The organism is Halobiforma lacisalsi AJ5 (assembly GCF_000226975.2).
Taxonomy (GTDB): Archaea; Halobacteriota; Halobacteria; order Halobacteriales; family Natrialbaceae; genus Natronobacterium; species Natronobacterium lacisalsi.
In genome coordinates this window covers 1053690-1074563 of record NZ_CP019285.1, presented here as the reverse complement: position 1 = coordinate 1074563, position 20874 = coordinate 1053690, and the positions used below count along the sequence as shown (strand labels likewise).

Genomic DNA, 20874 nt, shown 5'->3' with positions numbered 1-20874 from the left:
AGCGGTCGGCAAAAAGGTACGGCCCGTGACGTGTTCGACGCTCGCGAGCGTCAGTACAGCCGCAACAACTGCGCGTGTCGCGTCGAGCCGACCTCGAGGACGTTCGCCTCGTCGACGAACCCCTCCTCGACGGCGAGTTCGACCGAGCGGGTGCCGACGATGTTTGCCACGTCGGCGCGGGCGAGGCTGTCGACGACGGCGGTCTCGTCGACCTCGTCGCCGCCGTAGAACTCCTCGGTAACCGTCAGCGAGACGGACTCTGACTCGAAGGTCTCGCCGAGGACGTCCGTGTCACAGACGGCGACGAGCAGTCCCTCCTCGGTCTCCCGTTCGTTGACGATCATCGCTACTCGAGTTCGAACTCGCGGTCGCGCTCGGTGCGCTCCTCGCCGGTTCGCCGGCCGGGGTCCGCGAGGTCATCGAGCGGTTCCTCGCCGGCTTCGCCGAACGGGGCCTGTCCGCCGGGGCCTCCAGCGCCGCCGGCACCGCCCGCGCCAGCGCCGCCAGCCTGCCCACGGCCGTCCATGCGATCCTCCATGATTCGCTGTTCGGCCTGCTCGAGCATCTCGTTTGCCTCCTCGGCGATCTCCTCGGCCTCGTCGTACTCGCCGAGTTCCTCGAGGATCTCGGCTTTCTCCTCGAGGACCTTCGCGTTACGCAGGCCGAGTCGGATCGCGTTGTCGATGCAGTGTAAGGCCTCCTCGGCCAGGCCGCGCTCCGAGAGGAAGAACGCGCGGTTGAACCAGCCCTCGGCGAACCGTTCGTCGATCTCGACGGCTCGCTCGGCGTGTTCCAAGGCCTGGGCGGTCTCGCCGAACTCCCAGAGCGCGTACGCGAGGTTCGTCTCCGCGGTCGCGGCATGCTCGCTCGAGTCGTCGATCCGCAGGGCCTCGCGGTGGGCCCCGATCGCCTCGTCGTACTCCTCGAGTTCGGCGTGGGCAACGCCCTTGTTGACCCACGCCTCCTGTTCGACGCGGTCGTCGTCGGCGAAGGAGGCGGCCCGCTCGAAGGCCTCGGTGGCCTGCTCGTAGCGGTTGATCTGCATGTAGTTCAGGCCGACGTCGATGAGTTCGTGCGCGTCGACGTCCTCGTGGTCGATGGTGTGCTCGTCGAGCGTGTCCGTCACCACCCGGGAGTCGACGGGGTCGACCTTCGACGGGTCGACGCCGAGTTCGGGCGGGTCGAGGTCGAACTCGTCGTACGGATCGTCGAACCCCTCCCCTTCGGAGAAGTCGTGGTCGCGGTCGTCCGCTGGGTCGGTCATCGGAGAAATTTGGCGACGCGGACTGTTAAGGTCTGCGACCCGCGAAGCGACGCCGGGGCGGGCTCACGCCCGGCCACCGAGGCGCCTGGTGAGCGACCGGACCGACTGGGTGACCTCCGCAGGGTGGGGCAGCCCCAGGCGGTAGCGGACCCGGTCCTGGCGCTTGAACGGCTCGAACGCCGCCGGCTCTCTCAACTCCCAGATCTCGGCGGGAACGTACGACCCTCGTGCATGGCGCTCGAGGATGGCGTTGGCCGCCCGGCGGCCGGCCTCGTTGGCCGACTCCATGGAGGCGAGATCGGAGTTCGTCCGGACGTAGTCCGCGGCGAGCGTCAGGTTCGGGACACCGACGTCGGCCGGCGGGCGGTTCCGCAGGGAGCCGGCGGTGTTGATCAACAGCGGCGAGCGGTTCTCGACGCGGTCGCCGTCGCCCGGGTCGTCGACCTCGACGATCGACGGGTCGAGGAACCAGTCGACCAGCAGGTCGTCCGACAGCGTCGTCCCGGTGACGTTCAGGTGGGCCTTCAACTGCGCCCAGACTTCCGTCGCGATCTCCTCGCGGGTACACTGCCTCGCCGGTTTCCCGTAGACGATCCCGGGCGTGTCCCAGTCGGAGGCGATCGCCGAGAGCACGCCCTCCACCTCGTCGGGGCCGCGCTCTCCGACGTCGTACTCGTGGTCGCGCCAGAACTGCCGCTGTGAGATCGACGTCAGCGCCCACGGCGAGTCCGCGTAGACCTGGTGGCCCCGCGTCAACTCGACGTCTTCCGAGAGGTAGAACTGGATCCCGTTCATCCAGGCGGTGTCGAGGCGCTCGATCCGGCCCAGTTCGGGGGCCGCCCGCGCGAGTTCGGGCGTGACGAACTCGGGGGCCACCTCGACCGGCACCGCGAGAACGAACTCGTCGGCGACGACCCGCGCGCCGTCGGCCAGCGTCGCCCCGGTGATCCGGCGGCCGTCGAACTCGAGGGCGCGAACCGGCGCGTTCGCCCGGAGGTCGACGCCCAGCCCCTCTAGGTAGCGCACCCAGGGGTCGATCCAGGCGACGCTGGTCGGCGCGTTCAGCACTTGCTCGGTCGGTTGCGTGGGATCGAGCTGGCCGAACAGCAACTGGAGGTAGATCGTCCCGATCGTCCGTGCGCTGCCGACCTGCGGGCGCAGCGCGACCAGCGCCTGCGTGGCGTAGGCCAGCCGATCGCGGAACTCCTGGGAGCGATTCTCGGCGTCGATGAACTCCCACCAGGAGACGTCGTCGAGTTCGTCCTCCCGGCGGTCGTCACAGGCCGTCAGCAGGTACAGCAATCGCTCGAGGAGAAACCGGACGTCCTCCCGGGGCAGGTCCTCCGCGAACGCCGGCCGCAGCGCCTCGAGCCATCCCCGGAGGGTGTCCGGCGTGCTGGTTTCGGCGATCTGGGGCGGCCCGTCGACGTTGGCGATCAGGGTCGCGCTGGTTTCGACGAGGTTGTCGGCGACGGTTCCCCCGCTCCCGCCTTCGAACTCGAACTCGCCGTCCGGAATCCGCTCCATCGTGTCGGTCACGTGCCGGTAGAACGCCGGGAAGAAGCGAAAGCCGTGTTCGCCGTGCAGCGGTGGCGCGTCCATCGATTCGGTGGTCGGCTCGGTCCCGCCGCTCGTGTCGGCGATCGGCATCGACCTTGCCTTGCCGCCGAACCGATCGTTCGCCTCGAGGACGGTCACGTCGAACCCGCGCTCGGCGAGTTCGTGGGCCGCGGTGAGGCCGCCGATTCCGCCACCGACGACGGCAACGTCGGACTCTATCATTAGCGTAGACACGGCTTCGTCGGATATAATGGCCTCCCCTAACGGTAGTTGGCAGCCGGCGATCGACGGACGGCCCTCGGCCAGCGGCGACCGTCACCGTTGAGTGATCCGCCCGCGAACCTCCGACCATGCGACTGTTCGTCAGCGTCGACCTCCCCGACGAACTCGCCGACCCCGTCGCCGACCTCCAGGCGGAGTTCGACGACGCAAGCGGCCTGAGCTTCACCGATCCCGAACAGGCCCACGTCACCCTGAAGTTCCTCGGCGACGTGGACGAAGATCGCCTGCCCGACCTCCAGCGGGAACTCGCGGCTGCCGTCGAGGACGCGGGCATCGACCCCTTCACCGCGCGGTTCGGCGGCCTGGGGGTCTTCCCGACCCTCGAATACATCAGCGTCCTCTGGCTCGGGGCCGAGACCGGCGGTAACGAACTGACGGCGCTGCACGAGGCGATCGAGGAGCGAACGACGGCGATGGGCTTCGACGAGGAGGACCACGAGTTCACGCCACACGTCACCCTCGCCCGAATGGAACACGCCGGCGGAAAGGAACTGGTCCAGGACCTCGTCCGGGAGCGGGATCCGACCGTCGGCGAGACGACGGTCGAGGAGGTCCGACTGACCGAGAGCACCCTCACCGACGAGGGACCGGTGTACTCGACGGTCGAGCGGTTCCCGCTCGAGTGACGGGGGTAATCCGGCTTCGAGCCCGAAGACGGCGACGGAAGTTCTCGAGGCCTGAACCGCCCCTCGAGACGCGTTACGAGTCCAGTGGGATCACCCTCGAGAGATGGACAAGATTTTAAGCCAGCACGGGCTACGTCCGGCTACTATGGGTAAGAAATCGAAGGGCAAGAAAAAGCGTCTTGCCAAACTCGAGAACCAGAACAGCCGCGTTCCGGCCTGGGTCATGATGAAGACCGACATGGAGGTCCAGCGGAACCCGAAGCGACGCAACTGGCGACGTAGCGACACCGACGAATAACGATGAGTGCAAGTGATTTCGAGGAACGCGTCGTAACCGTTCCGCTGCGAGACGTCAAGAAAGGGGCCAACCACGAGGCCGCGGACCTCGCGATGCGACTCGTCCGCGAACACCTCGCGAAGCACTTCGCGGTCGACGAGGACGCCATCCGCCTGGACCCCTCGATCAACGAGGCGGTCTGGTCGAACGGCCGATCCAACCCGCCGCGAAAGCTCCGCGTCCGCGCGGCCCGCTTCGACGAAGAAGGTGAGGCCGTCGTCGAGGCCGAGGTCGCCGACTAAACTTGCAACGCCTCGCCTTCGCCGGGTCGGCCTACGTCGGCGTCTTCGCCCGCGCGACCGACTCGTGCGTGCTCGTTCGCCGCGACGTCGACGACGACGTCGTCGCCGACCTGACCGACGAACTCGAGGTGCCGGCCGTCCCGACGACCGTCGGCGGCTCCTCGACGGTCGGCGCCCTAGCGACGGGTAACGAGAACGGCCTCCTCGTCAGTTCGCGGATCCTCGACTACGAGCGCGAGCAACTCGAGGAGGCGGTCGACCTCCCCGTCGCCGAACTGCCCGGCAGCATCAACGCCGCCGGCAACGTCGTCCTTGCGAACGACTACGGGGCCTACGTCCATCCGGACCTGCCCCGGGAGGCGATACGGATCGTCAAGAACACGCTCGACGTGCCGGTCGAACGCGGCGACCTGGCGGGCGTCCGCACCGTCGGAACCGCCGCGGTCGCGACCAACTCCGGGGTGCTCTGTCACCCGAAGGCGACCGACGAGGAACTTGACTTCCTCGAGGACGCCCTCGACGTCCGGGCCGACGTCGGCACCGTCAACTACGGCGCGCCGCTCGTCGGCTCCGGACTGGTCGCCAACGACGCCGGCTACGTCGTCGGCCAAGACACGACCGGACCGGAACTGGGCCGGATCGAGGACGCGCTGGGCTACCTCGAGTAGGTCGGGCGACCCTCGTTCGTGCCGTCGGCGCGGCCGTCGACGGTCAGCTGTCGACTATCGACCGTCGATCTCGCCACGGCCGTCGCGGCACCGTGTTTTCCGGGTCGTGGACGCCCGGTTCCGTTCTACCCGCTCGAGTGTTCGATCTCGCGGAGCGACGCCTGTGCGTTCCCGTCGTTCCCGTCGTTCCCGTCGTTCCCGTCGTTCCCGTCGTTCCCGTTGCGGGGTGTTCCGTTCCGACAGAGACAGAGCGCTCGAGTCGCGAGCGTTGCGTCCCGCCTGTGGCTCGCTACCGTGACCGAGCGACCGGCTACCGTGAGTGTTTCAGTGTCCCAAACGGTTCCGGTTTCGGAACGTTTGTGGCCGCCCGTCGGAAATAGTGGTCGTGAGCCGCGCTCGACTCTTCGCCTCTCTCTGTGGACTCGTCTTCCTTCTCAACCTGGCCAGAATTATCTTCGCGCCGCTTCTCAACGTCATCATCGGGGAGTTCGCGATCGGGGAGGCGACCGCCGGGCTCCTCGTCACCCTCGCGTGGGTCGGCAGCGCGTCGCCGCGCCTGCCCACGGGATGGCTCCTGACGAAAGTGCCGCGACACTACGTCGTGCTCGGGTCCGGGTCGATCCTCGCGGTCGCCTCCGCGTTCGCCGCGACCGCAGTGTCGATCCGCCACCTCATGGTCGGCGCGTTCCTGATGGGGATCGCCTCCGGCGTCTACTTCGTCTCCGCGAACCCGTTCCTGAGCGAACTGTTCCCGAATCGCGTCGGTCGCGTCATGGGGATCCACGGCGCAGCCAGCCAGATCGCCGCGGTGATCGCCGCGCCGCTGGTCACGATCACGGTCGCCATCGTCGCCGACTGGCGGCTGTCGCTGTGGCTGATCGCCGTCGTCGCGGCCGCGGTCACGGTCTATACCGGTCTCGAGGCGAAACGAACCGAGTTGCCGCGGGCCGGCGAGGACGACCGTAACTTCGTCGCCGGAGCGCTCTCGGAGTGGCGGATCATCGTCACGACGCTCGCGATCGTCGGCATCGCCTCGTTCGTCTGGCAGGGCGTGTTCAACTTCTACGAACTCTACATGCAGTCGAAAGGCCACTCGGACCGGATGGCGGGGACGATGCTCACCATCGTCTTCGCCGCGGGCATCCCCGCGTTCTACTTCGGGGGCGACCTCGCCGACAGGCTGCCCCGGGTGCCGTACCTGCTCGGGGTCGTGGGGGCCTTCTCGGCGACCCTGCTTGTACTGACCGCGGTCGAAGGACTGATCGCCGTGATCCTCGTCTCCGGCGTCCTCGGATTCGTCATCCACGCGCTGTTTCCGGCCACGGACACGTTCCTCCTCGATACGCTGCCGGATTCGACGCGGGGCAGCGCCTACGCCGTGTTCAGTTCGATGTGGATGCTCACGCAGGCGCTCGGCTCGTTCGTGCTGGGACTGTTCATCGAGGGCGGATACACCTACGATCTGGTGTTCCGGACCGCGGCCGTCTTCCTGGCCACGCTGGTCGTCGGTCTCCTGCTCCTCGAGCGGGCGGATCGGCTTCCGGTCTGATCGCCTAGCGGATCCGGAACCGATCCGGCTCGCCCTCGGAAAGCGTCGCCGCCTCGCGCAGTTTGACGATCTTTCCCGTCGGCGTCGACTCGAACTCGGCCTCGGCGTCGACGCCCTCGAGGGTGCCGAGCAACTGGGCCCGCGGCGGCTTCTGGGCCGCGCCGCAGTCGTAGATCGTGAGCAGGCCGCGCTCGCCGTCCTCGTCCTCGCACTCGCGGTCGTAGACGACGACGTGGGCGTGGTTCGGGAGTCGCCATTCGCCGTCGTCGAGCGGTGGGAGATGGTTCATGTCATGGAGTCCTCACTGCGGTTCGAACCGGTGCAGGACGACCTCGCTGTCGTCGTCCCACTCGAAGTTCTCGTGGGCACGCTCGAGCAGTCGGCGATACCCCTCGAGGTCCGCCATGCCCTCGGCCCGTGCGTCCTCGTCGGTGAGGTCGCCGAGCGTCCGGTCGGTCACCTCCCGCACCTCGAACGTGGTATCCTCGATGGTGAACGTGTCGCCCTCGTCGGCGTACTGCTGGCCGCGGTGGATCTGGGTGACCTCGCCCTCGAGGGCCTGTCGTTTCATGCGATCGTTCGGGAGGAGCGTGCCGGGATCGATGTCGGCCATGGAGGCCCGTACGGGCTCCCGGGCAAAACCGTTTCTCGTCCTGTGGGTTCCCGTCTCCGACCCCCTCACACTCGGGGGAGGCGATGGCCGCGTTCGGGCCGGCCGGAGGTACTGACACGACTGATTTCGACCCCACCGGCGATCAGGGATCGACACCCGGCCGAAAATACGGAAGGGAAGATTCTTCCGACTGCCTGCCGGAGGAACAGCCATGAGTCAGTTTACGGTGACCGGTCAGTTCAAGACCCGCGACGGCTACGCGGAGTTCGAAACGACGGTCGACGCCGAAAACGAGGACGTCGCCCGCGAACACGCCCTCTCCCAGCTCGGGAGCCAGCACGGGCTCAAACGCACCGAGATCGACCTCGAGGAGGTCGACGCACAATGAGCCAGCAGCAACTCCAGCAGCTCTCCCAGGAACTCCAGGAGATCCAGGAAGAGATCGAGGCCCTCGAAGCGAACGTCGAGTCGCTCCAGCAGGAGAAGATCGAGGTCGACGAGGCTATCGAAGCCCTCGAGACCTTAGAGACCGGCTCGACGGTTCAGGTCCCGATCGGCGGCGGTGCCTACCTCCGCGCGACGATCGAGGACATCGACGAGGCGATCGTCGACCTCGGGGCCGACTACGCCGCGGAGTTCGAGGAGGACGACGCCGTCGACGCCCTCGAGAACAAAAAGGAGCACCTCGACGACCGGATCGACGAGGTCAACGAGGAGATCGCGGAGCTCGAAAGCGAGAGCGAAAAGCTCGAGCAGCAGGCCCAGCAGCTCCAGCAGCAGGCGATGCAACAGCAGATGCAGGGGATGGGCGGCGGTCCCGAAGGGGACGAGTAACGGAGCGTCGGTTTCGCCCGTCGGCGGCCGCGAACGCGGTCGCAGTCGGACGTACGGAGCCGTCATCGCCACTTCTATCACCGTCGATCGCGATGGGTCAGGTATCCACCCTATCGGTCCCGTTCGACGGTCGGTTTCGACTGCAACTGCCACTGTAACCGTCCCTATCACTGCCACAGCCATCCATAGCCATGTTCGATAACCTGAAGAAGAAGCTCGGAAGTTTCCGAGAAGACGCGGAAGAAGCCGCCGAAGAGAACGTCGAAGAAGTCGATCCCGAGGAGGACGACGTCGAACTCGAAGAGACAGAGCCGAAGCCGGAACAAGAACTCGAGGACTCCCCCGAGGGAGACGCCGGCCACGAAGAGACGGAGGCGGTGGCCGAAGCGGAGGCCGCTTCCGATCCCGATCCCGATCCCGGTCCCGGTCCCGACGCCGCCGACACCGACGCCGCGTCCCCGTCGGAGGCGGGCGTTGGCGACCGACTCGAGGAACCCGACGCGGAGCCGGCCGCTCTCGAGGACGAGAGCGACGAAGCCGCCACCGACGACGAGTCCGACGAAGACGAATCCCGGGAGGAGTCCAACTCGACCGGCTTCGGCCGCAAGGCCAAATCGCTGGTCAAGGGCAAGTTCGTCATCGAGGAAGAGGACCTCGAGGACCCCCTCTACGAACTCGAGATGGCGCTGCTCTCGAGCGACGTCGAGATGAACGTCGCCCAGGAGATCCTCGACAACATCCGTGACGAACTCGTCGGCGAGACGCGGACGTTCACCACCTCGACCGGCGAGGTCGTCGAGGACGCTCTGCGGGAGGCCATCTACGACGTGATCAGCGTCGGCCAGTTCGACTTCGACGAGCGCATCGCCATCGAGGACAAGCCCGTTACCATCGTCTTCACCGGCGTCAACGGCGTCGGCAAGACGACCACGATCGCGAAGCTGAGCCGCTACTTCGAGGAGCGGGGCTACTCGACGGTGATGGCGAACGGCGACACCTACCGCGCCGGGGCCAACGAGCAGATCCAGGAGCACGCCGACGCTCTGGACACGAAGTGCATCAGCCACGAGCAGGGCGGCGACCCCGCGGCCGTGCTCTACGACGCCGTCGAGTACGCCGAGGCAAACGACGTCGACGTCGTGCTCGGCGACACCGCCGGCCGTCTGCACACCGACGAGGGCCTGATGGACCAACTCGAGAAGATCGACCGCGTCGTCGATCCCGACATGACCCTGTTCGTCGACGAGGCGGTGGCTGGCCAGGACGCCGTCAACCGCGCCCGCGAGTTCAACGAGGCCGCCGAGATCGACGGCGCGATCCTGACGAAAGCCGACGCCGACTCCAACGGCGGCGCGGCGATCTCGATCGCCCACGTGACGGGCAAGCCGATCCTCTTTCTGGGAGTCGGGCAGGGGTACGACCACCTCGAGCGGTTCGATCCCGACGAGATGGTCGACAGACTGCTCGAGGACGACGAGTAGCTGCGGTTCGGCGGTGGCCGACGGTAGTCGGTCGTGGGACGATCGCTGGAGTTTTCTCGCCCATAGTGAACGAAATCAAGGATAACCCTCGTATAGGGGTATGTGGAACCGTACCGTGTGGAGTGGGAACGAGCGACAAGTAGTCGAGACCGGTCGGGACGGCGAGACCACAGTCCCCGGACGTGGTGCGTTCCCGGGGCTGTCCTGGTTGCTGAGACGGCGAACCGCACGAGAACGAGATTCGATCACAGCAACGATGCCAGGGAACATCAACCGACGGACGTACGTCAAGGGATTGGGTGCAACAGGGACTGCTGGACTGCTCGCCGGCTGCATCGGCGAGGAAGAAGACGTCATCGAGGAGTCGGAGGACGGCGACGACGAGGAAGAGGACGCGGAAGCGACAGGCACGGATCCCGACGAGCGGGAGGTCATGCTCGGGATTCTCCAGCCGGAAACCGGCGACCTCGGTGAACTCGGGACGCCGATCGCGGACGCCGCGGAGTTGCCGGCGCTCCAACTCGAGAACGAGGGGAGCCCGGTCACGGTAGCCGTCCAGCGGGAGGACACGCAGACGGAGTCGGAGGCGGGCATCAGCCGCGCCGAAGACCTCGTCGCCGCCGGCGTCCCGTCCTTTACGGGCGCCGCGGCGTCGGACGTGACGATCCCCGTCGCCGAGAGCGTCGCGATCCCCGAACAGGTCGTGATGTGCTCGCCGGCCAGCACGTCGCCGCTGATCACCGACCTCGACGGCGACTACGTCTTCCGAACGGCGCCAAGCGACGCGCTCCAGGGCCAGGTGATGGCCGAGGTCGCCTTCGAGGAACGCGGCTGGGAGAGCGCAGCCTCGTTCCACCTCAACGACGACTACGGCCAGGCGCTCTCCGAGGTGTTCGTCGACTCCTTCGAGGAGCTCGGCGGCGAGGTGACCAACGAGGTGGCGTTCGAACCGGAACAGCCGTCGTACACCTCCGGGCTCGAGGACGTCCTGAGCGACGAGCCGGACGTGCTCATCGTGATCGCGTTCCCCGTCAGCGGGATCCAGATCTTCCGGGACTTCTACGGGGAGTTCAGCGACGAGTTACCGATCATGGTCACGGACGGGCTGATCGAGGACGGCCTTCCGGAGGACGTCGACAACCCGATGGACAACGTCATGGGAACGGCACCGGCCGCCGACGGTCCGGAGGCCGACGCGTTCGCGGAACTGTACGAGGAGGAGTACGGCTCCGGCCCGGGCGTGTTCAACGCCCACGCCTACGACGCCAGCGCGGTCCAGATCCTGGCGAACCTCCGGGCGGGCGAGAACGACGGCGACGCGATCAGCAGCCAGATGCGCGAGGTCGCCAACCCCGGCGGCGAGGTGGTCGGGCCGTCGAACTTCGCCGAGGGCGTCGAACTCGCGGCCGACGGCGCGGAGGTCGAGTACCAGGGCGCCTCGAGCACGGTCGACTTCGACGAGAACGGGGACATGGAGAGCGTCTCGTACGACATCTTCGAGTTCGGCGACTTCGAGATCGAGGCCGTCGAACGCATCGAGTTCGAGGCCTGAGACGACGGCTCAGCCGCCCAGGAAGTCCCGCCGAACCTGTTCGTCGGCAAGGAGCGCGTCGCCGTCGTCCTCGTATCGGTTCTCGCCCTGGACGAGCACGTAGCCCCGGTCACAGCGGCGCAACGCCTCTTTGGCGTTCTGCTCGACGATCAAGACCGCGGTATCGTCGTCGTTGATTGCGTCCACCCGGTCGAACATGTCCTCGACCAGGTCAGGCGCGAGTCCCGCCGAGGGCTCGTCGAGCAACAGCAGATCCGGATCGAGCATCAGCGCCCGGCCCATCGCGACCATCTGCTGTTGGCCCCCGCTCATGCTCCCGACCGTCTGGTCCTGGCGCTCCTCGAGGATCGGGAACCGGTTGAAGACCTCTGCGATCGCGTCTTCGGGCACCTCGTCCAGGATGTACGCGCCCATCTCGAGGTTCTCACGGACCGAGAGCGACGAGAAGATGTTGTCGTTCTGGGGGACGTACCCGATCCCGTGGGTGATGATGTCCTCGGGCCGAAGACCGCTGATTTCGCGGCCCTGGAACTCGATTCGTCCGCCCATGTACGTCGTCAGGCCGAAGACCGACTTCATCACGGTCGACTTCCCGGCCCCGTTCGGGCCGACGATGGCGACGTACTCGCCCTCGTCGACCTGGAGGTCGACGTTGTGAAGGACCTGCAGATCCCCGTAGCCGGCGTCCAGACCGTCGACGACCAGCATCAGACCTCACCCCCGAGGTAGGCCTCGATGACGCGTTCGTTCGACTGAATGTCCGCCGGCGTACCCTCCGCCAGTACCGATCCCTGGTGCATGACGATCACGTGCTCGCAGTTCTCCATGATGACGTCCATGTCGTGTTCGACGATCAGGAACGTGTAGCCCTCGTCGGTCAGGTCGTGGATCCGCTCGAGCAGTTTCCCCTCGAGCGTCGGGTTGACGCCCGCCATCGGTTCGTCCAGCAGCAACATCTCGGGGTCGGTCAGCAGCGCCCGCGACAGTTCGAGCAGTTTCCGCTGGCCGCCCGAAAGGTTCCCCGCCTCCTCGTGGGCGAGGTGGTCGATCTCGAACAGTTCGAGCGTCTCCCAGACCCGCTCGAGGAGATCCCGCTCCTCCTCGACGACGCGACGGCGGGCGACCGGCAGGACCGACCGCCACAGCGCCTCGCCGCGCTGTCCTTTGAACGCCAGCAGCATGTTCTCGAGGACGGTCATCTCGCCGAGTTCGCGGGTGATCTGGAACGTCCGGACCAGCCCCCGTTCGGCGACCTGATGGGGTTGCAGGCCGGTAATGTCCTCGCCTTCGAAGTAGACGTGCCCGGAGTCGGGCGCGTGAACGCCGGTGATCAGGTTGAACGTCGTCGACTTCCCGGCCCCGTTCGGGCCGATCAGCCCGGTGATGCTGCCCCGTTCGACGGCGAAACTCGCGCCGTCGACGGCGAGGATCCCGCCGAACGTTTTCGTCAGGTTCGAAATGCGAAGCGGGTGGGTCGCCTCGCTTTCGGCGGCCCCGTCGGCCCCGCTCACCTCGACGTCACTCATCGTCGTCACCCCCGTCGACGCTCGAGGGGCCGTCCGTCGGCCGTTCGGCCCGCAGATCGAGCGGCGACGCCGGTTCGTCGCGGTGGCCGAGCAACCCGTCCGGCCGGTAGATCATCAGGAGGATCAGGATGACCCCGAACAGGACGAATCGCAGGTTCGCGAGTTGGCCGACGGTGTAGCCGACGAGCGGCAACGGATCGAACGAGCCGAGGGCGACGACCGCGTCGTAGATCGTCGTGGGCCGGGGCAGATCGATCACCTGGTTGATGATCCGCTGGACGTAGGGCGGCCCCTCGAACAGAACCCCGGCGAACACGAGCGCGCCGACGACGCTGCCCGTGTTCGAGCCCGAGCCGCCGATGATCAGGGCGATGAAGATGTAGAACGTGATGATCGGGAGGAAGGCGTCGGGGTCGACGTAGCCGTTGCGGCCCTGCCAGAAGATTCCGGCCAGCCCCATGATCGCACAGCCGAGCACGAACACCTTGATCTTCACCAGATCGGTGTTCTTGCCCAGCGACTTCGTCGCGAGTTCGTCCTCCCGGATTCCCTTGAGCAGGCGGCCGAACGGCGAGTTCGCCGTCCGGACCGACAGCACGAACACGATCGCCACCAGTCCGACCAGCACCGACGTGTAGATCGCCGACTCGACGACCGTCCGCTCGATCCCGAGCCGGTTCGTCACGGTCAGCACCTGGACCCCGACGAAGGTGGCTCCCTGAGCCGGGTCGCCGCCCTCGTAGAGGACCCAGCGCGGGATCGCGTGCTCGAGCAGGGGGAAGTTGATCCCCCGGCCGCCGCCGGTCCCCAGTTGGCGCCCGAAGGCGTCGACGTCGGCCAGGGCCCCGGAGTTGATCGTGAGTCGGATCACTTCGGCGAAGGCAAGCGTCACGATGGCGAAGTAGTCGGCCCGGATGCGCAACGCGGGCAGGACGACGATCAACCCGACCAGTCCCGCCAGGGCCACGCCGACAGGGATGCCGACCCACATCGGGAGGCCGAGGCCGGGCGTCGTCGTCCCCTCCGTCGGGGCCGTCAGGATCGCCATCCCGTACGCGCCGACGGCCATGAACCCCGCGACGCCGATGTTGAACAGGCCGGTGTACCCCCAGTGGAGGTTGAGCGCGAGGACCACGAGCGCGTAGGCCGCTGCGAGAAACGTCACCGTCTGTAGCTGGCGGAAGACGCCGCCAAACCCGAGTCCCGTCAGCAGGCCGAGGGCCGTGATCAGCGCGTAGATGCCGATCGTCGTGAGGACGATGTAGCCGAGGTCGACCTGCCACCGGGGACGTGACTCCGTGACGGCGGCCGCGCCCTCGAGCGGCGACGCCGGGGCCGCGCCGGAGCCGTCGGCGGCGGTTCGGTCGGCGTCCGCGTCGGGGTCCGCGTCGGTCTCGTCAACCGTCATGCCGTCTCGACACCCCCGAACAGCCCCTGCGGGCGGAAGATGAGGATGAGGATCATCAGCGTGAACGCGGCTACGCGGGTGAGATCACCCGAGATCCAGACGAGCATCACGTTGTCCGCCAGGCCGATGATGAGCCCACCCGTGATCGCGCCGTAGATCGACCCGATCCCGCCGAGGATGACCGCGGCGAAGATCAAAAGCAGGAGGAACCAGCCCGTGTTGAAGTTCAGCGTCTCCTGCTCCAGGACGATCAGGTAGCCGGCGACGCCGGTCAGCCCCGCGCCGATGATCCACGTCGCCAGGATGACTCGCTCGGTCGGGATGCCGGTGATCAGCGCCAGGTCCCTGTTGTCGGCCATCGCCCGCATCGCCGTCCCGAGTTTCGTGTACTGCAACAGCACGTGTAATCCGACCATCAGGACGACCGCGGAGCCGACCATGATGAGTTCGTGGACGACCAGTCCGTCCGTCCAGAACAGCAGTGGGTGATCAACCGACGGCGAACTGCGGACGACTCCGCGGGTCCGTTCGCCGTACAGGAACACGATGAGGTACCGCAACACCAGCGCGACCCCGACGCTCGCGATCAGCAGCGGGATGCCGCCCGAATCGCGCATTCGCCTGTAGACCAGCCTGTCGATCGCCAGCGCCACGAGGATCGTCACGAGGGCCGCGATCACCAGCCCGGCGACGATGGCCAGCGGTTCGGCGTAGACGTGCACGTCGAGTGCCCGCGCCGAGGTACTCCGATCGGCGTTCAACAGCAGCCGGGAGCCCAGATCCGCGGCCCCGAGCCCACCGATCACCCAGACGGCCGTCCAGCCGGAGAACGCGCCCGTCGTGACCAGATCGCCGTGCGAGAAGTTCGCGAACCGAAGGATGCTGTAGGTCATGGACAACCCGACCGCGGCGAGTCCGACGATCAGCCCGTCGACGAGCCCACGCCAGAGGAACGTCGTCAGCGTCGACGCACCGAGGTCGCCGACCGCGAGCCGCCTGAGGAGGTCCAAGATCAGTACCCCGACACCAGCGAGCAGGAGCACGCCGAACCACTGCTCCCACGTGAAGTCCGTTACATCCCCCATACGGTTGTGCTATCCTGCACCGTCAATAAATAGCTCACGCTATATGATATCATTTCCCATAATCCGATGGTGCGTCACGTCGGGTAACGTGATATTTCCCGGAAGTTACGGACGGTCGCGACGTGCCATCGAAGATCAGGCCTCGAGCACTTCGGCGAGGCCCTCGAGTCCCTCCGCGACGAGGTCCGGTTCCGGCCCGAACGGCTCCCACGGGCGGTCCTGTCGATCGAGCCAGACTCCCTGCATTCCCGCGTTGACCGCGCCCTGGACGTCGAACCACAGCGCCGAGACGTGGGCGATCCGATCGATCGGCGTCCCCGTCCGGCCGGCGGCGTGGCGATAGAGGTCGGGGTCGGGCTTGAACGTCGCCACCTCGTGGGCGCTGATCGCGTCCGTGACGTAGTCGCCGATTCCGGCCCCGTCGATCATCGACGCGAGCATCTCCGGCGACCCGTTCGAGAGGACGTAGAGGTCGTAGCCGGCCTCGTCGAGGCGCTCGAGGGTCGGCCGGACGTCCGCGAACGGCTCGAGGTCGTGGTAGACCGAGAGGATCTCCGCGCGGTCGTCGGGCGTCGTCTCGATGCCGTGAACCGCGAGGGCGTACTCGAGGGCGCGGCGGTTGACCTCGTAGAACGACTCGTAGCGGTCGAGGGCGTTGCCGACGAGGGTGTACTCCATCGACCGCCGCCGCCAGGTGTTCGACACGGAGGTCGTATCGACGTCGGCGACGGCGTCGTGTTCGACGAGCGCGGTCTCGACGGAGTCGACGTCGACGAGCGTGCTGTAGGAGTCGAACGTGACCGTGCTGACGCGATCCGGGTCGAAGGACATACCCGTATTTCGACGGCAGAGGGCAAGAAACTGAGCCAGGACAGGGATCGGGTCGGCGTCCGGTGGGCCCGCGGAACGTCCCGCGCGTCGACCGAAGCCGCTTAGTGACCGACCGCCGCCACCTCGAGTATCGAGTATGCCTCGGAACGCCGCGGAGCCGTCGAACTGGCGGACGTACCTCGTCACCCAGGAATCGGTCTCGAACGGGCGGTCGACCCTCGAGATCGTCCGCGAGGCGATCGCGGGCGGGATCGACGTCGTCCAGCTACGGGAGAAAGAAACCGACGCCCGATGGCGACACGAACTCGGCCTCGAGTTACGGGAGCTAACCGCCGAGGCGGGCGTCGACCTGATCGTCAACGACCGGGTCGACATCGCCGAGGCGATCGACGCCGACGGCGTCCACGTCGGCCAGTCCGACCTCCCCGTGGCTGTCGCCCGCGACCTGCTCGGGCCGGAGGCGATCGTCGGCTGTTCGGCCGCAACCGTCGAACAGGCCCACGAGGCCGAGGCGGCGGGCGCGGACTACCTCGGCGTCGGCACGATCTACGGCACCACCTCGAAGGACGTCGCCGAGTACAAGGACGGCGTCGGCCCCGAGCGGGTCGCCGAGATCGCCGACGCGGTGTCGATCCCGGTCGTCGGGATCGGCGGGATCACCGCCGAGAACGCAGGGCCGGTCGTCGAGGCCGGTGCGGTCGGCGTCTCCGTCATCTCCGAGATCACGGCCGCCCCGGACCCGCGGGCCGCGACGGAGTCGCTCGCCGAAGCCGTCGAAACCGCGAAGGGCGTGGGAGACGGAGAGGGAACGGAATGACCGATATAGACGTAACCGGCGCGGAGCTCGCGGAATCGCTCGAGGCCGTCGGGGAGACCGAGCCGCTGGTCCAGGCGCTGACCAACGAGGTGACGATGAACGACGTCGCGAACCTGATCCTCCACTGGGGCGCGCTGCCGGTGATGGCCGACTCGCCCGGCGACGCAGGGGAGATGGCCGAGGCGGCGAGCGCCGTCCTCGTCAACACCGGGCAGGTGCCCGACGGAAAGATCGACGCGATGCACGAGGCCGTCGAGACGGCCAACGAGCGCGGGATTCCGGTCGTCCTCGATCCCGTCGGCGTCGGCTCGACCCCAACCCGCGAGTCGGTCGCCGAAGGGCTGCTCTCGGCGGCCGAGTTCTCGATCATCAAGGGTAACTACGGCGAGATCAGCGCCCTCGCGGGCGTCGAGGCCCAGGTCAAGGGCGTCGAATCCGTCGGCGACTACGATGAGATCGAGCGGGCGGCCCGCTCGCTGTCCGACTCCACGGGCGCGATCGTCGTCGCCTCGGGCGTCGAGGACGTCGTCGCCGACGCCGACAGCGCCTATCGGCTCGCGGCCGGTCACGAAATGCTCGGCGAGGTCGTCGGCACCGGCTGCATGCTCGGGGCGACCCTCGCCGCGTTCGGGGGAGCCGTCGACGACGAACACGCGGCGGCACTACACGGGACGCTCGCGTTCGGCCTCGCGGGCGAACGCGCCGCCGAGATGGATTACGCGGGACCGGCGAGCTACCGGACGAACTTCCACGACGCCGTGTACGGGTTCGCCGCCGACGCCACGGCGGACGGCGACCGCGACCTCGAGTTCGACCTCGAGCACCGCGTCGAACGAATCGTCTAGCCCGCTCGAGCCCCTTTTTCCGCCGCCAGGAGAAGCCGACCCGCCGAAGGCTCGGCCGCCACTTGCCAGTGCAGGCTCAATCGGTTCCTCCGGGACGGCGCTACCGGTGAGTACGCGACAGAGATGGCGGGCGTCGGCACCCCGACGACGTGACGCCCGACCGCTTCTCGGCGCTGCGCTGTGAGGGCGGCCCCCTGCCCCGCTCGAGCGCCGCGCAACGCGACGCCGCCGCGACCGCACTACACGACCGCAAACCGCAATCCGCGATCGCGGCTCCAGCCAACCACACCACCGGAAACAGCCATGAATACGAGTCTCGAGGCGGAGTACTGGGTCGTCGACGACGACGGCGAACTGGTACCGCCCGGAACACTGCTCGAACTCTCGGATCGGATCGATCCGGAGTTCGTCGAACCGATGATCGAACTGAAGACGACGCCGTGCGCGACGATGGCGGAACTGCGTGCGGAGTTTCGCGACCTGCTGGGCGCCGTCGTCGAGGCTGCCCACGAACGGGACAAGCGGCTCGTCCCGCTGGCGACGCCGCTGCACGCCACGCCGTCGGAGATCCCCTACCGGGACAAGCGCGGCACCGACCTCCAGCGCCGGATCGTCGGTCCGACCTTCGACGACGCCCGCGTCTGTGCGGGCACCCACTTCCACTTCGAACGGGCGGACTCGAGCGACCGCGTCGCCGACCAGCTCAACGCCCTGACCGCTATCGATCCCGCGTTCACTCTCGTCAACAGTGCGTCCCACTACCGCGGAGAGCGGATCCTCGAGTGCGCCCGCCCGTACCTCTACCGGCGGTCGTGTTACGACGCCTGCCCCGAGCAGGGACAGCTGTGGCCCTACGTCGAAAGCGTCGACGAGTGGGAGCGCCGGCTCGAGTCCGCCTACGACCGGTTCCGCGAGCGCGCGCTCGAGCGCGGCGTCGATCCCGCGGCGTTCGACGACGAGTTCGATCCCTACGACACGGTCTGGACGCCGGTCCGACTCCGGGAAGAAGTACCGACCGTGGAGTGGCGATCGCCCGACGCGGCACTGCCCGGGCAGACGTTCCGGCTGGCGGAGACGGTCCGTTCGATCGTCGACCGGGCGGCGACCGCCGGCACGGTCGTCGACGTCGAGGACGGCCGGCGCGTGGGCGTGGGCATGGGCGTGAGCGGCGAGGGACCCGTCCAGCTCCCCGCGTTCGAGACCGTCGAGGAGATCACCGACGCGGCGATTCGGGACGGAATGGCCGACGACGGCGTCCGCAGCTACCTGCGCGACCTCGGCTTCTCACCGGAGGCGTACGATCCGCTCGCGAACCGGCTCCCCGATTCCCGGCTCACGAAACCGGAGGCCAAGCGGCTCCGGCTCGAGGCGGCGAGCGAACTCGAGCGGGAGGTCGGCAAGCGTCCTGCTCGAGCCTGACGGCGGATCGACTCCCGCAGTCTGCTGTGACGATTTGCCGGCCCGACCGCAGGCGTCGGACCCTCGCGGTCGGGCCGCAACGACTCATACGGATTGCTGTAACTGTTTACCGGTACAACCGCAGGACGGTCGCGGTTGCACCGGTAATGACTTACAGCAGTCCGTATCAATAGCCCGTCTCAGTACCGCTCCCGGTCGACGACCTCGAGCGTCTCGTCTACAGTACACTCGAGGGCCTCCCCGTCCAGTTCGACGGCGGTCGTGACCCGCCACGGGTCGGTCGCTTCGACCGTCGTTCGCCGATCCGTCGCGGCGAACTCCACCTCCCAGATCGGAGTGTCCATGAGGTCGAGACCCCGTCGCCGACAGAACGCGATCACCTCGCTCTCGCCGAGCAGGAACTCGCCGGTCGTGAGCGTGTCCTTGTTTCCACAGTGCGAGCAGCCGCGCCGAACGATCGTCGATCGGAGGTCGCCGCGCGGATATCCCGTCGTTTCCGGCTCCAGAAACTCCGCATCGACCCCGCCGCCACAGAGCGGACACGTTCCCTGCGCGAACGCGAACCGTTGCTGACGGTTGTACGCCGCGACCCGCTCGAGGAGCCGATCGTCCGGGCCGTTCAGGATCCCGGGGGGTGTGAGATTGTAATCGTACAGGTACTCGCAGTCGGCACACTGGATGGCGAAGATGGCGTTGCGGTACTGTGCCCGGATCGACCCGCCACAGTGATGACAGGACTGCTCGAGATCGAACGGCTCGACGGTCGCCTCCCCGGCGACGGACCAGGCCCGGATCGTCCGGACCATCGTCGTCCCCTCCGGCCGGAGGCGAAACCCCTCCTCGTCGGTGGCCGCCATCTCGGATACCGGTTGCGCGTCGTCGGCCCCTGCCTCGGCACGGGGATCGACCCGCTCGACGAAGGTGCCCACGAGTTGCTGGAGGTGGTAGTTGAAGCGACTGCTCTCGACGGAGCCGTCGGTCCGTTCGCGGAGTTCCGAGAACGGCAGGACCGGCGGCGGTCCGCGTCCACCGCGGGCTTCGCTCAGTGTGTGAAGGATCTTCGCTCTGACCTCGTTTCCGAGCAGTGCGAGCGCCTCGTCTGGCGGCAGCGATCCGTACGTTCGCTCCGCCGAGCGTTCGGTCATGCGTTCGGATAGCACGGGCATCGTTGAATCCGTTCGGGTAGGTTCCAACTGGGGGCAGTACGTGTGATCCCCTCGTGAAAGGATCCGGACCGTCGGACGTCGGCTACGGTGTCGACTGGGCCTCGATCGGCTTCTCGGCGACCTCCGGGTAGGACGTTACTCCCGCGTAGTCGACGAGTTCACGGCCGAGTCGGCGGGTACGCTCCCGGAGGTCGTCGTCGACCAGTTCGCCGTCGGCGAACCGCTCGTGGGAGTCGGGAATCCCGACCTGATGGGGGAGCGTCCACGCGCCGAGCGCCCGGGCGACCGACCGGAGATGCTCGAGCGCCGGCGTCGGGAACGAGCCGCCGGCGACGGCCGCGAGTCCGACGGTCGTTTCCTCGAACTCGTCCCCGCCGCAGTAATCGAGCGCCGTCTTGAGCGGCGAGCTAACCGTTCCGTGGTACATCGGCGTGCCGAGGACGACCCCGTCCGCACGGTCGACGTGCCGCCTGAGCTCCGGCGCATCACCCGCGTCGGGGCGGTGCGGTTCGAACATCGGCAGATCGTACTCCCGCAAGTCGACGAGCGTCGTCTCCGCACCTGCGCGTTCGGCGGCCGCAAGCGCTTCGCGAACGATGACTCGAGTACCGCTGTCGGGTGCCAGACTGCCGCAGAGACCGACGATATATACGTCGTCCTTCATTTTCGTGTGTCGTACAGTACTGCCGGCAGCCACTTAGGTTCTCTCTGAATCGAGTTATTGTATAGGATATTATGTATAGGCAGGAACGGCGGATGTGGAGAACGA

The 20874-nt window shown here is 67.4% G+C and carries 24 protein-coding genes; 12 read left to right on the top strand and 12 right to left on the bottom strand.

The window, feature by feature from the left end; genetic code table 11:
• Positions 1-50 precede the first annotated feature (50 nt).
• The 3 genes from CHINAEXTREME_RS05070 to CHINAEXTREME_RS05060 form a co-directional block, all read right to left on the bottom strand.
• Entirely contained in the window at positions 51-344 is a 294-nt protein-coding gene (locus CHINAEXTREME_RS05070; RefSeq protein WP_007141393.1) for a DUF424 domain-containing protein, read from the bottom strand.
• A 2-nt stretch (positions 345-346) separates the two neighbouring features.
• A complete protein-coding gene (locus CHINAEXTREME_RS05065) occupies positions 347-1264 on the bottom strand; it encodes a tetratricopeptide repeat protein (RefSeq protein ID WP_007141392.1) in 918 nt (305 codons plus the stop codon).
• A 63-nt stretch (positions 1265-1327) separates the two neighbouring features.
• Positions 1328-3046: a hydroxysqualene dehydroxylase gene (locus tag CHINAEXTREME_RS05060; protein WP_007141391.1), complete on the bottom strand. Its 1719-nt coding sequence runs from the start codon at positions 3044-3046 to the stop codon at positions 1328-1330.
• A gap of 128 nt (positions 3047-3174) precedes the next feature.
• Here CHINAEXTREME_RS05060 and thpR point away from each other — a divergent pair, with 128 nt between their 5' ends.
• The 5 genes from thpR to CHINAEXTREME_RS05035 all read left to right on the top strand — a co-directional run bounded on the left by thpR (position 3175) and on the right by CHINAEXTREME_RS05035 (position 6528).
• Positions 3175-3732, top strand: a complete 558-nt coding sequence (gene thpR / locus CHINAEXTREME_RS05055; RefSeq protein WP_007141390.1) for an RNA 2',3'-cyclic phosphodiesterase — start codon at positions 3175-3177, stop codon at positions 3730-3732.
• 145 nt (positions 3733-3877) lie between these two features.
• Complete coding sequence (locus CHINAEXTREME_RS05050) at positions 3878-4030, top strand: 50S ribosomal protein L39e (protein WP_007141389.1); 153 nt, start codon at positions 3878-3880, stop codon at positions 4028-4030.
• Between the two features lie 2 nt (positions 4031-4032).
• A complete protein-coding gene (locus CHINAEXTREME_RS05045; RefSeq protein ID WP_007141388.1) occupies positions 4033-4311 on the top strand; it encodes a 50S ribosomal protein L31e in 279 nt (92 codons plus the stop codon).
• A gap of 2 nt (positions 4312-4313) precedes the next feature.
• Complete coding sequence (locus tag CHINAEXTREME_RS05040; protein ID WP_007141387.1) at positions 4314-4979, top strand: translation initiation factor IF-6; 666 nt, start codon at positions 4314-4316, stop codon at positions 4977-4979.
• Positions 4980-5364: 385 nt separating this feature from the next.
• The gene (locus CHINAEXTREME_RS05035) at positions 5365-6528 is read left to right on the top strand and encodes an MFS transporter (RefSeq protein WP_029601415.1); all 1164 of its coding nucleotides are present in this window, start codon (positions 5365-5367) and stop codon (positions 6526-6528) included.
• 4 nt (positions 6529-6532) lie between these two features.
• Here the strand turns inward: CHINAEXTREME_RS05035 and CHINAEXTREME_RS05030 are convergent, their stop codons facing one another.
• Positions 6533-6817 carry a hypothetical protein gene (locus CHINAEXTREME_RS05030; RefSeq protein ID WP_007141385.1) on the bottom strand — a complete coding sequence of 95 codons (285 nt, stop codon included), beginning with the start codon at positions 6815-6817 and terminating at the stop codon, positions 6533-6535.
• Between the two features lie 12 nt (positions 6818-6829).
• Positions 6830-7141, bottom strand: coding sequence for an ASCH domain-containing protein (locus CHINAEXTREME_RS05025; RefSeq protein WP_007141384.1), 312 nt, complete (start codon positions 7139-7141; stop codon positions 6830-6832).
• 211 nt (positions 7142-7352) lie between these two features.
• Here CHINAEXTREME_RS05025 and rpl18a point away from each other — a divergent pair, with 211 nt between their 5' ends.
• From rpl18a to CHINAEXTREME_RS05005, 4 genes are all read left to right on the top strand, one after another.
• Positions 7353-7529 carry a 50S ribosomal protein L18Ae gene (rpl18a, locus tag CHINAEXTREME_RS05020; protein ID WP_007141383.1) on the top strand — a complete coding sequence of 59 codons (177 nt, stop codon included), beginning with the start codon at positions 7353-7355 and terminating at the stop codon, positions 7527-7529.
• On the top strand, positions 7526-7975 hold the full coding sequence (gene pfdA, locus CHINAEXTREME_RS05015; protein WP_007141382.1) for a prefoldin subunit alpha: 450 nt from the start codon (positions 7526-7528) through the stop codon (positions 7973-7975). Before rpl18a ends, pfdA begins: the two co-directional genes overlap by 4 nt.
• Before the next feature lie 191 nt (positions 7976-8166).
• Entirely contained in the window at positions 8167-9456 is a 1290-nt protein-coding gene (gene ftsY, locus CHINAEXTREME_RS05010; protein ID WP_007141381.1) for a signal recognition particle-docking protein FtsY, read from the top strand.
• Between the two features lie 256 nt (positions 9457-9712).
• A complete protein-coding gene (locus CHINAEXTREME_RS05005; protein WP_007141380.1) occupies positions 9713-11008 on the top strand; it encodes an ABC transporter substrate-binding protein in 1296 nt (431 codons plus the stop codon).
• A 9-nt stretch (positions 11009-11017) separates the two neighbouring features.
• Here CHINAEXTREME_RS05005 and CHINAEXTREME_RS05000 read toward each other — a convergent pair whose 3' ends face one another.
• From CHINAEXTREME_RS05000 to CHINAEXTREME_RS04980, 5 genes are all read right to left on the bottom strand, one after another.
• On the bottom strand, positions 11018-11716 hold the full coding sequence (locus CHINAEXTREME_RS05000; RefSeq protein WP_007141379.1) for an ABC transporter ATP-binding protein: 699 nt from the start codon (positions 11714-11716) through the stop codon (positions 11018-11020).
• On the bottom strand, positions 11716-12534 hold the full coding sequence (locus CHINAEXTREME_RS04995; RefSeq protein ID WP_177209155.1) for an ABC transporter ATP-binding protein: 819 nt from the start codon (positions 12532-12534) through the stop codon (positions 11716-11718). The genes CHINAEXTREME_RS05000 and CHINAEXTREME_RS04995 overlap by 1 nt, the downstream gene beginning before the upstream one ends.
• Positions 12527-13942, bottom strand: coding sequence for a branched-chain amino acid ABC transporter permease (locus tag CHINAEXTREME_RS04990; protein ID WP_007141377.1), 1416 nt, complete (start codon positions 13940-13942; stop codon positions 12527-12529). Before CHINAEXTREME_RS04990 ends, CHINAEXTREME_RS04995 begins: the two co-directional genes overlap by 8 nt.
• Complete coding sequence (locus tag CHINAEXTREME_RS04985; RefSeq protein WP_007141376.1) at positions 13939-15027, bottom strand: branched-chain amino acid ABC transporter permease; 1089 nt, start codon at positions 15025-15027, stop codon at positions 13939-13941. The genes CHINAEXTREME_RS04990 and CHINAEXTREME_RS04985 overlap by 4 nt, the downstream gene beginning before the upstream one ends.
• Positions 15028-15162: 135 nt before the next feature.
• Positions 15163-15858 carry a haloacid dehalogenase type II gene (locus CHINAEXTREME_RS04980; RefSeq protein WP_007141375.1) on the bottom strand — a complete coding sequence of 232 codons (696 nt, stop codon included), beginning with the start codon at positions 15856-15858 and terminating at the stop codon, positions 15163-15165.
• Between the two features lie 136 nt (positions 15859-15994).
• Here CHINAEXTREME_RS04980 and thiE point away from each other — a divergent pair, with 136 nt between their 5' ends.
• The 3 genes from thiE to CHINAEXTREME_RS04965 all read left to right on the top strand — a co-directional run bounded on the left by thiE (position 15995) and on the right by CHINAEXTREME_RS04965 (position 18939).
• Complete coding sequence (gene thiE / locus CHINAEXTREME_RS04975; RefSeq protein ID WP_007141374.1) at positions 15995-16675, top strand: thiamine phosphate synthase; 681 nt, start codon at positions 15995-15997, stop codon at positions 16673-16675.
• The gene (thiM, locus tag CHINAEXTREME_RS04970) at positions 16672-17520 is read left to right on the top strand and encodes a hydroxyethylthiazole kinase (protein ID WP_007141373.1); all 849 of its coding nucleotides are present in this window, start codon (positions 16672-16674) and stop codon (positions 17518-17520) included. Before thiE ends, thiM begins: the two co-directional genes overlap by 4 nt.
• Positions 17521-17823: 303 nt before the next feature.
• Complete coding sequence (locus CHINAEXTREME_RS04965) at positions 17824-18939, top strand: glutamate-cysteine ligase family protein (RefSeq protein ID WP_007141372.1); 1116 nt, start codon at positions 17824-17826, stop codon at positions 18937-18939.
• A gap of 179 nt (positions 18940-19118) precedes the next feature.
• On the opposite strand, the gene CHINAEXTREME_RS04960 is transcribed toward CHINAEXTREME_RS04965, so the two are convergent.
• Positions 19119-20084: a DUF7351 domain-containing protein gene (locus tag CHINAEXTREME_RS04960; RefSeq protein ID WP_007141371.1), complete on the bottom strand. Its 966-nt coding sequence runs from the start codon at positions 20082-20084 to the stop codon at positions 19119-19121.
• 103 nt (positions 20085-20187) lie between these two features.
• Positions 20188-20769 (bottom strand): NADPH-dependent FMN reductase, encoded by a 582-nt coding sequence (locus tag CHINAEXTREME_RS04955; RefSeq protein WP_007141370.1) that lies wholly within the window; start codon positions 20767-20769, stop codon positions 20188-20190.
• Positions 20770-20874: the final 105 nt, after the last annotated feature.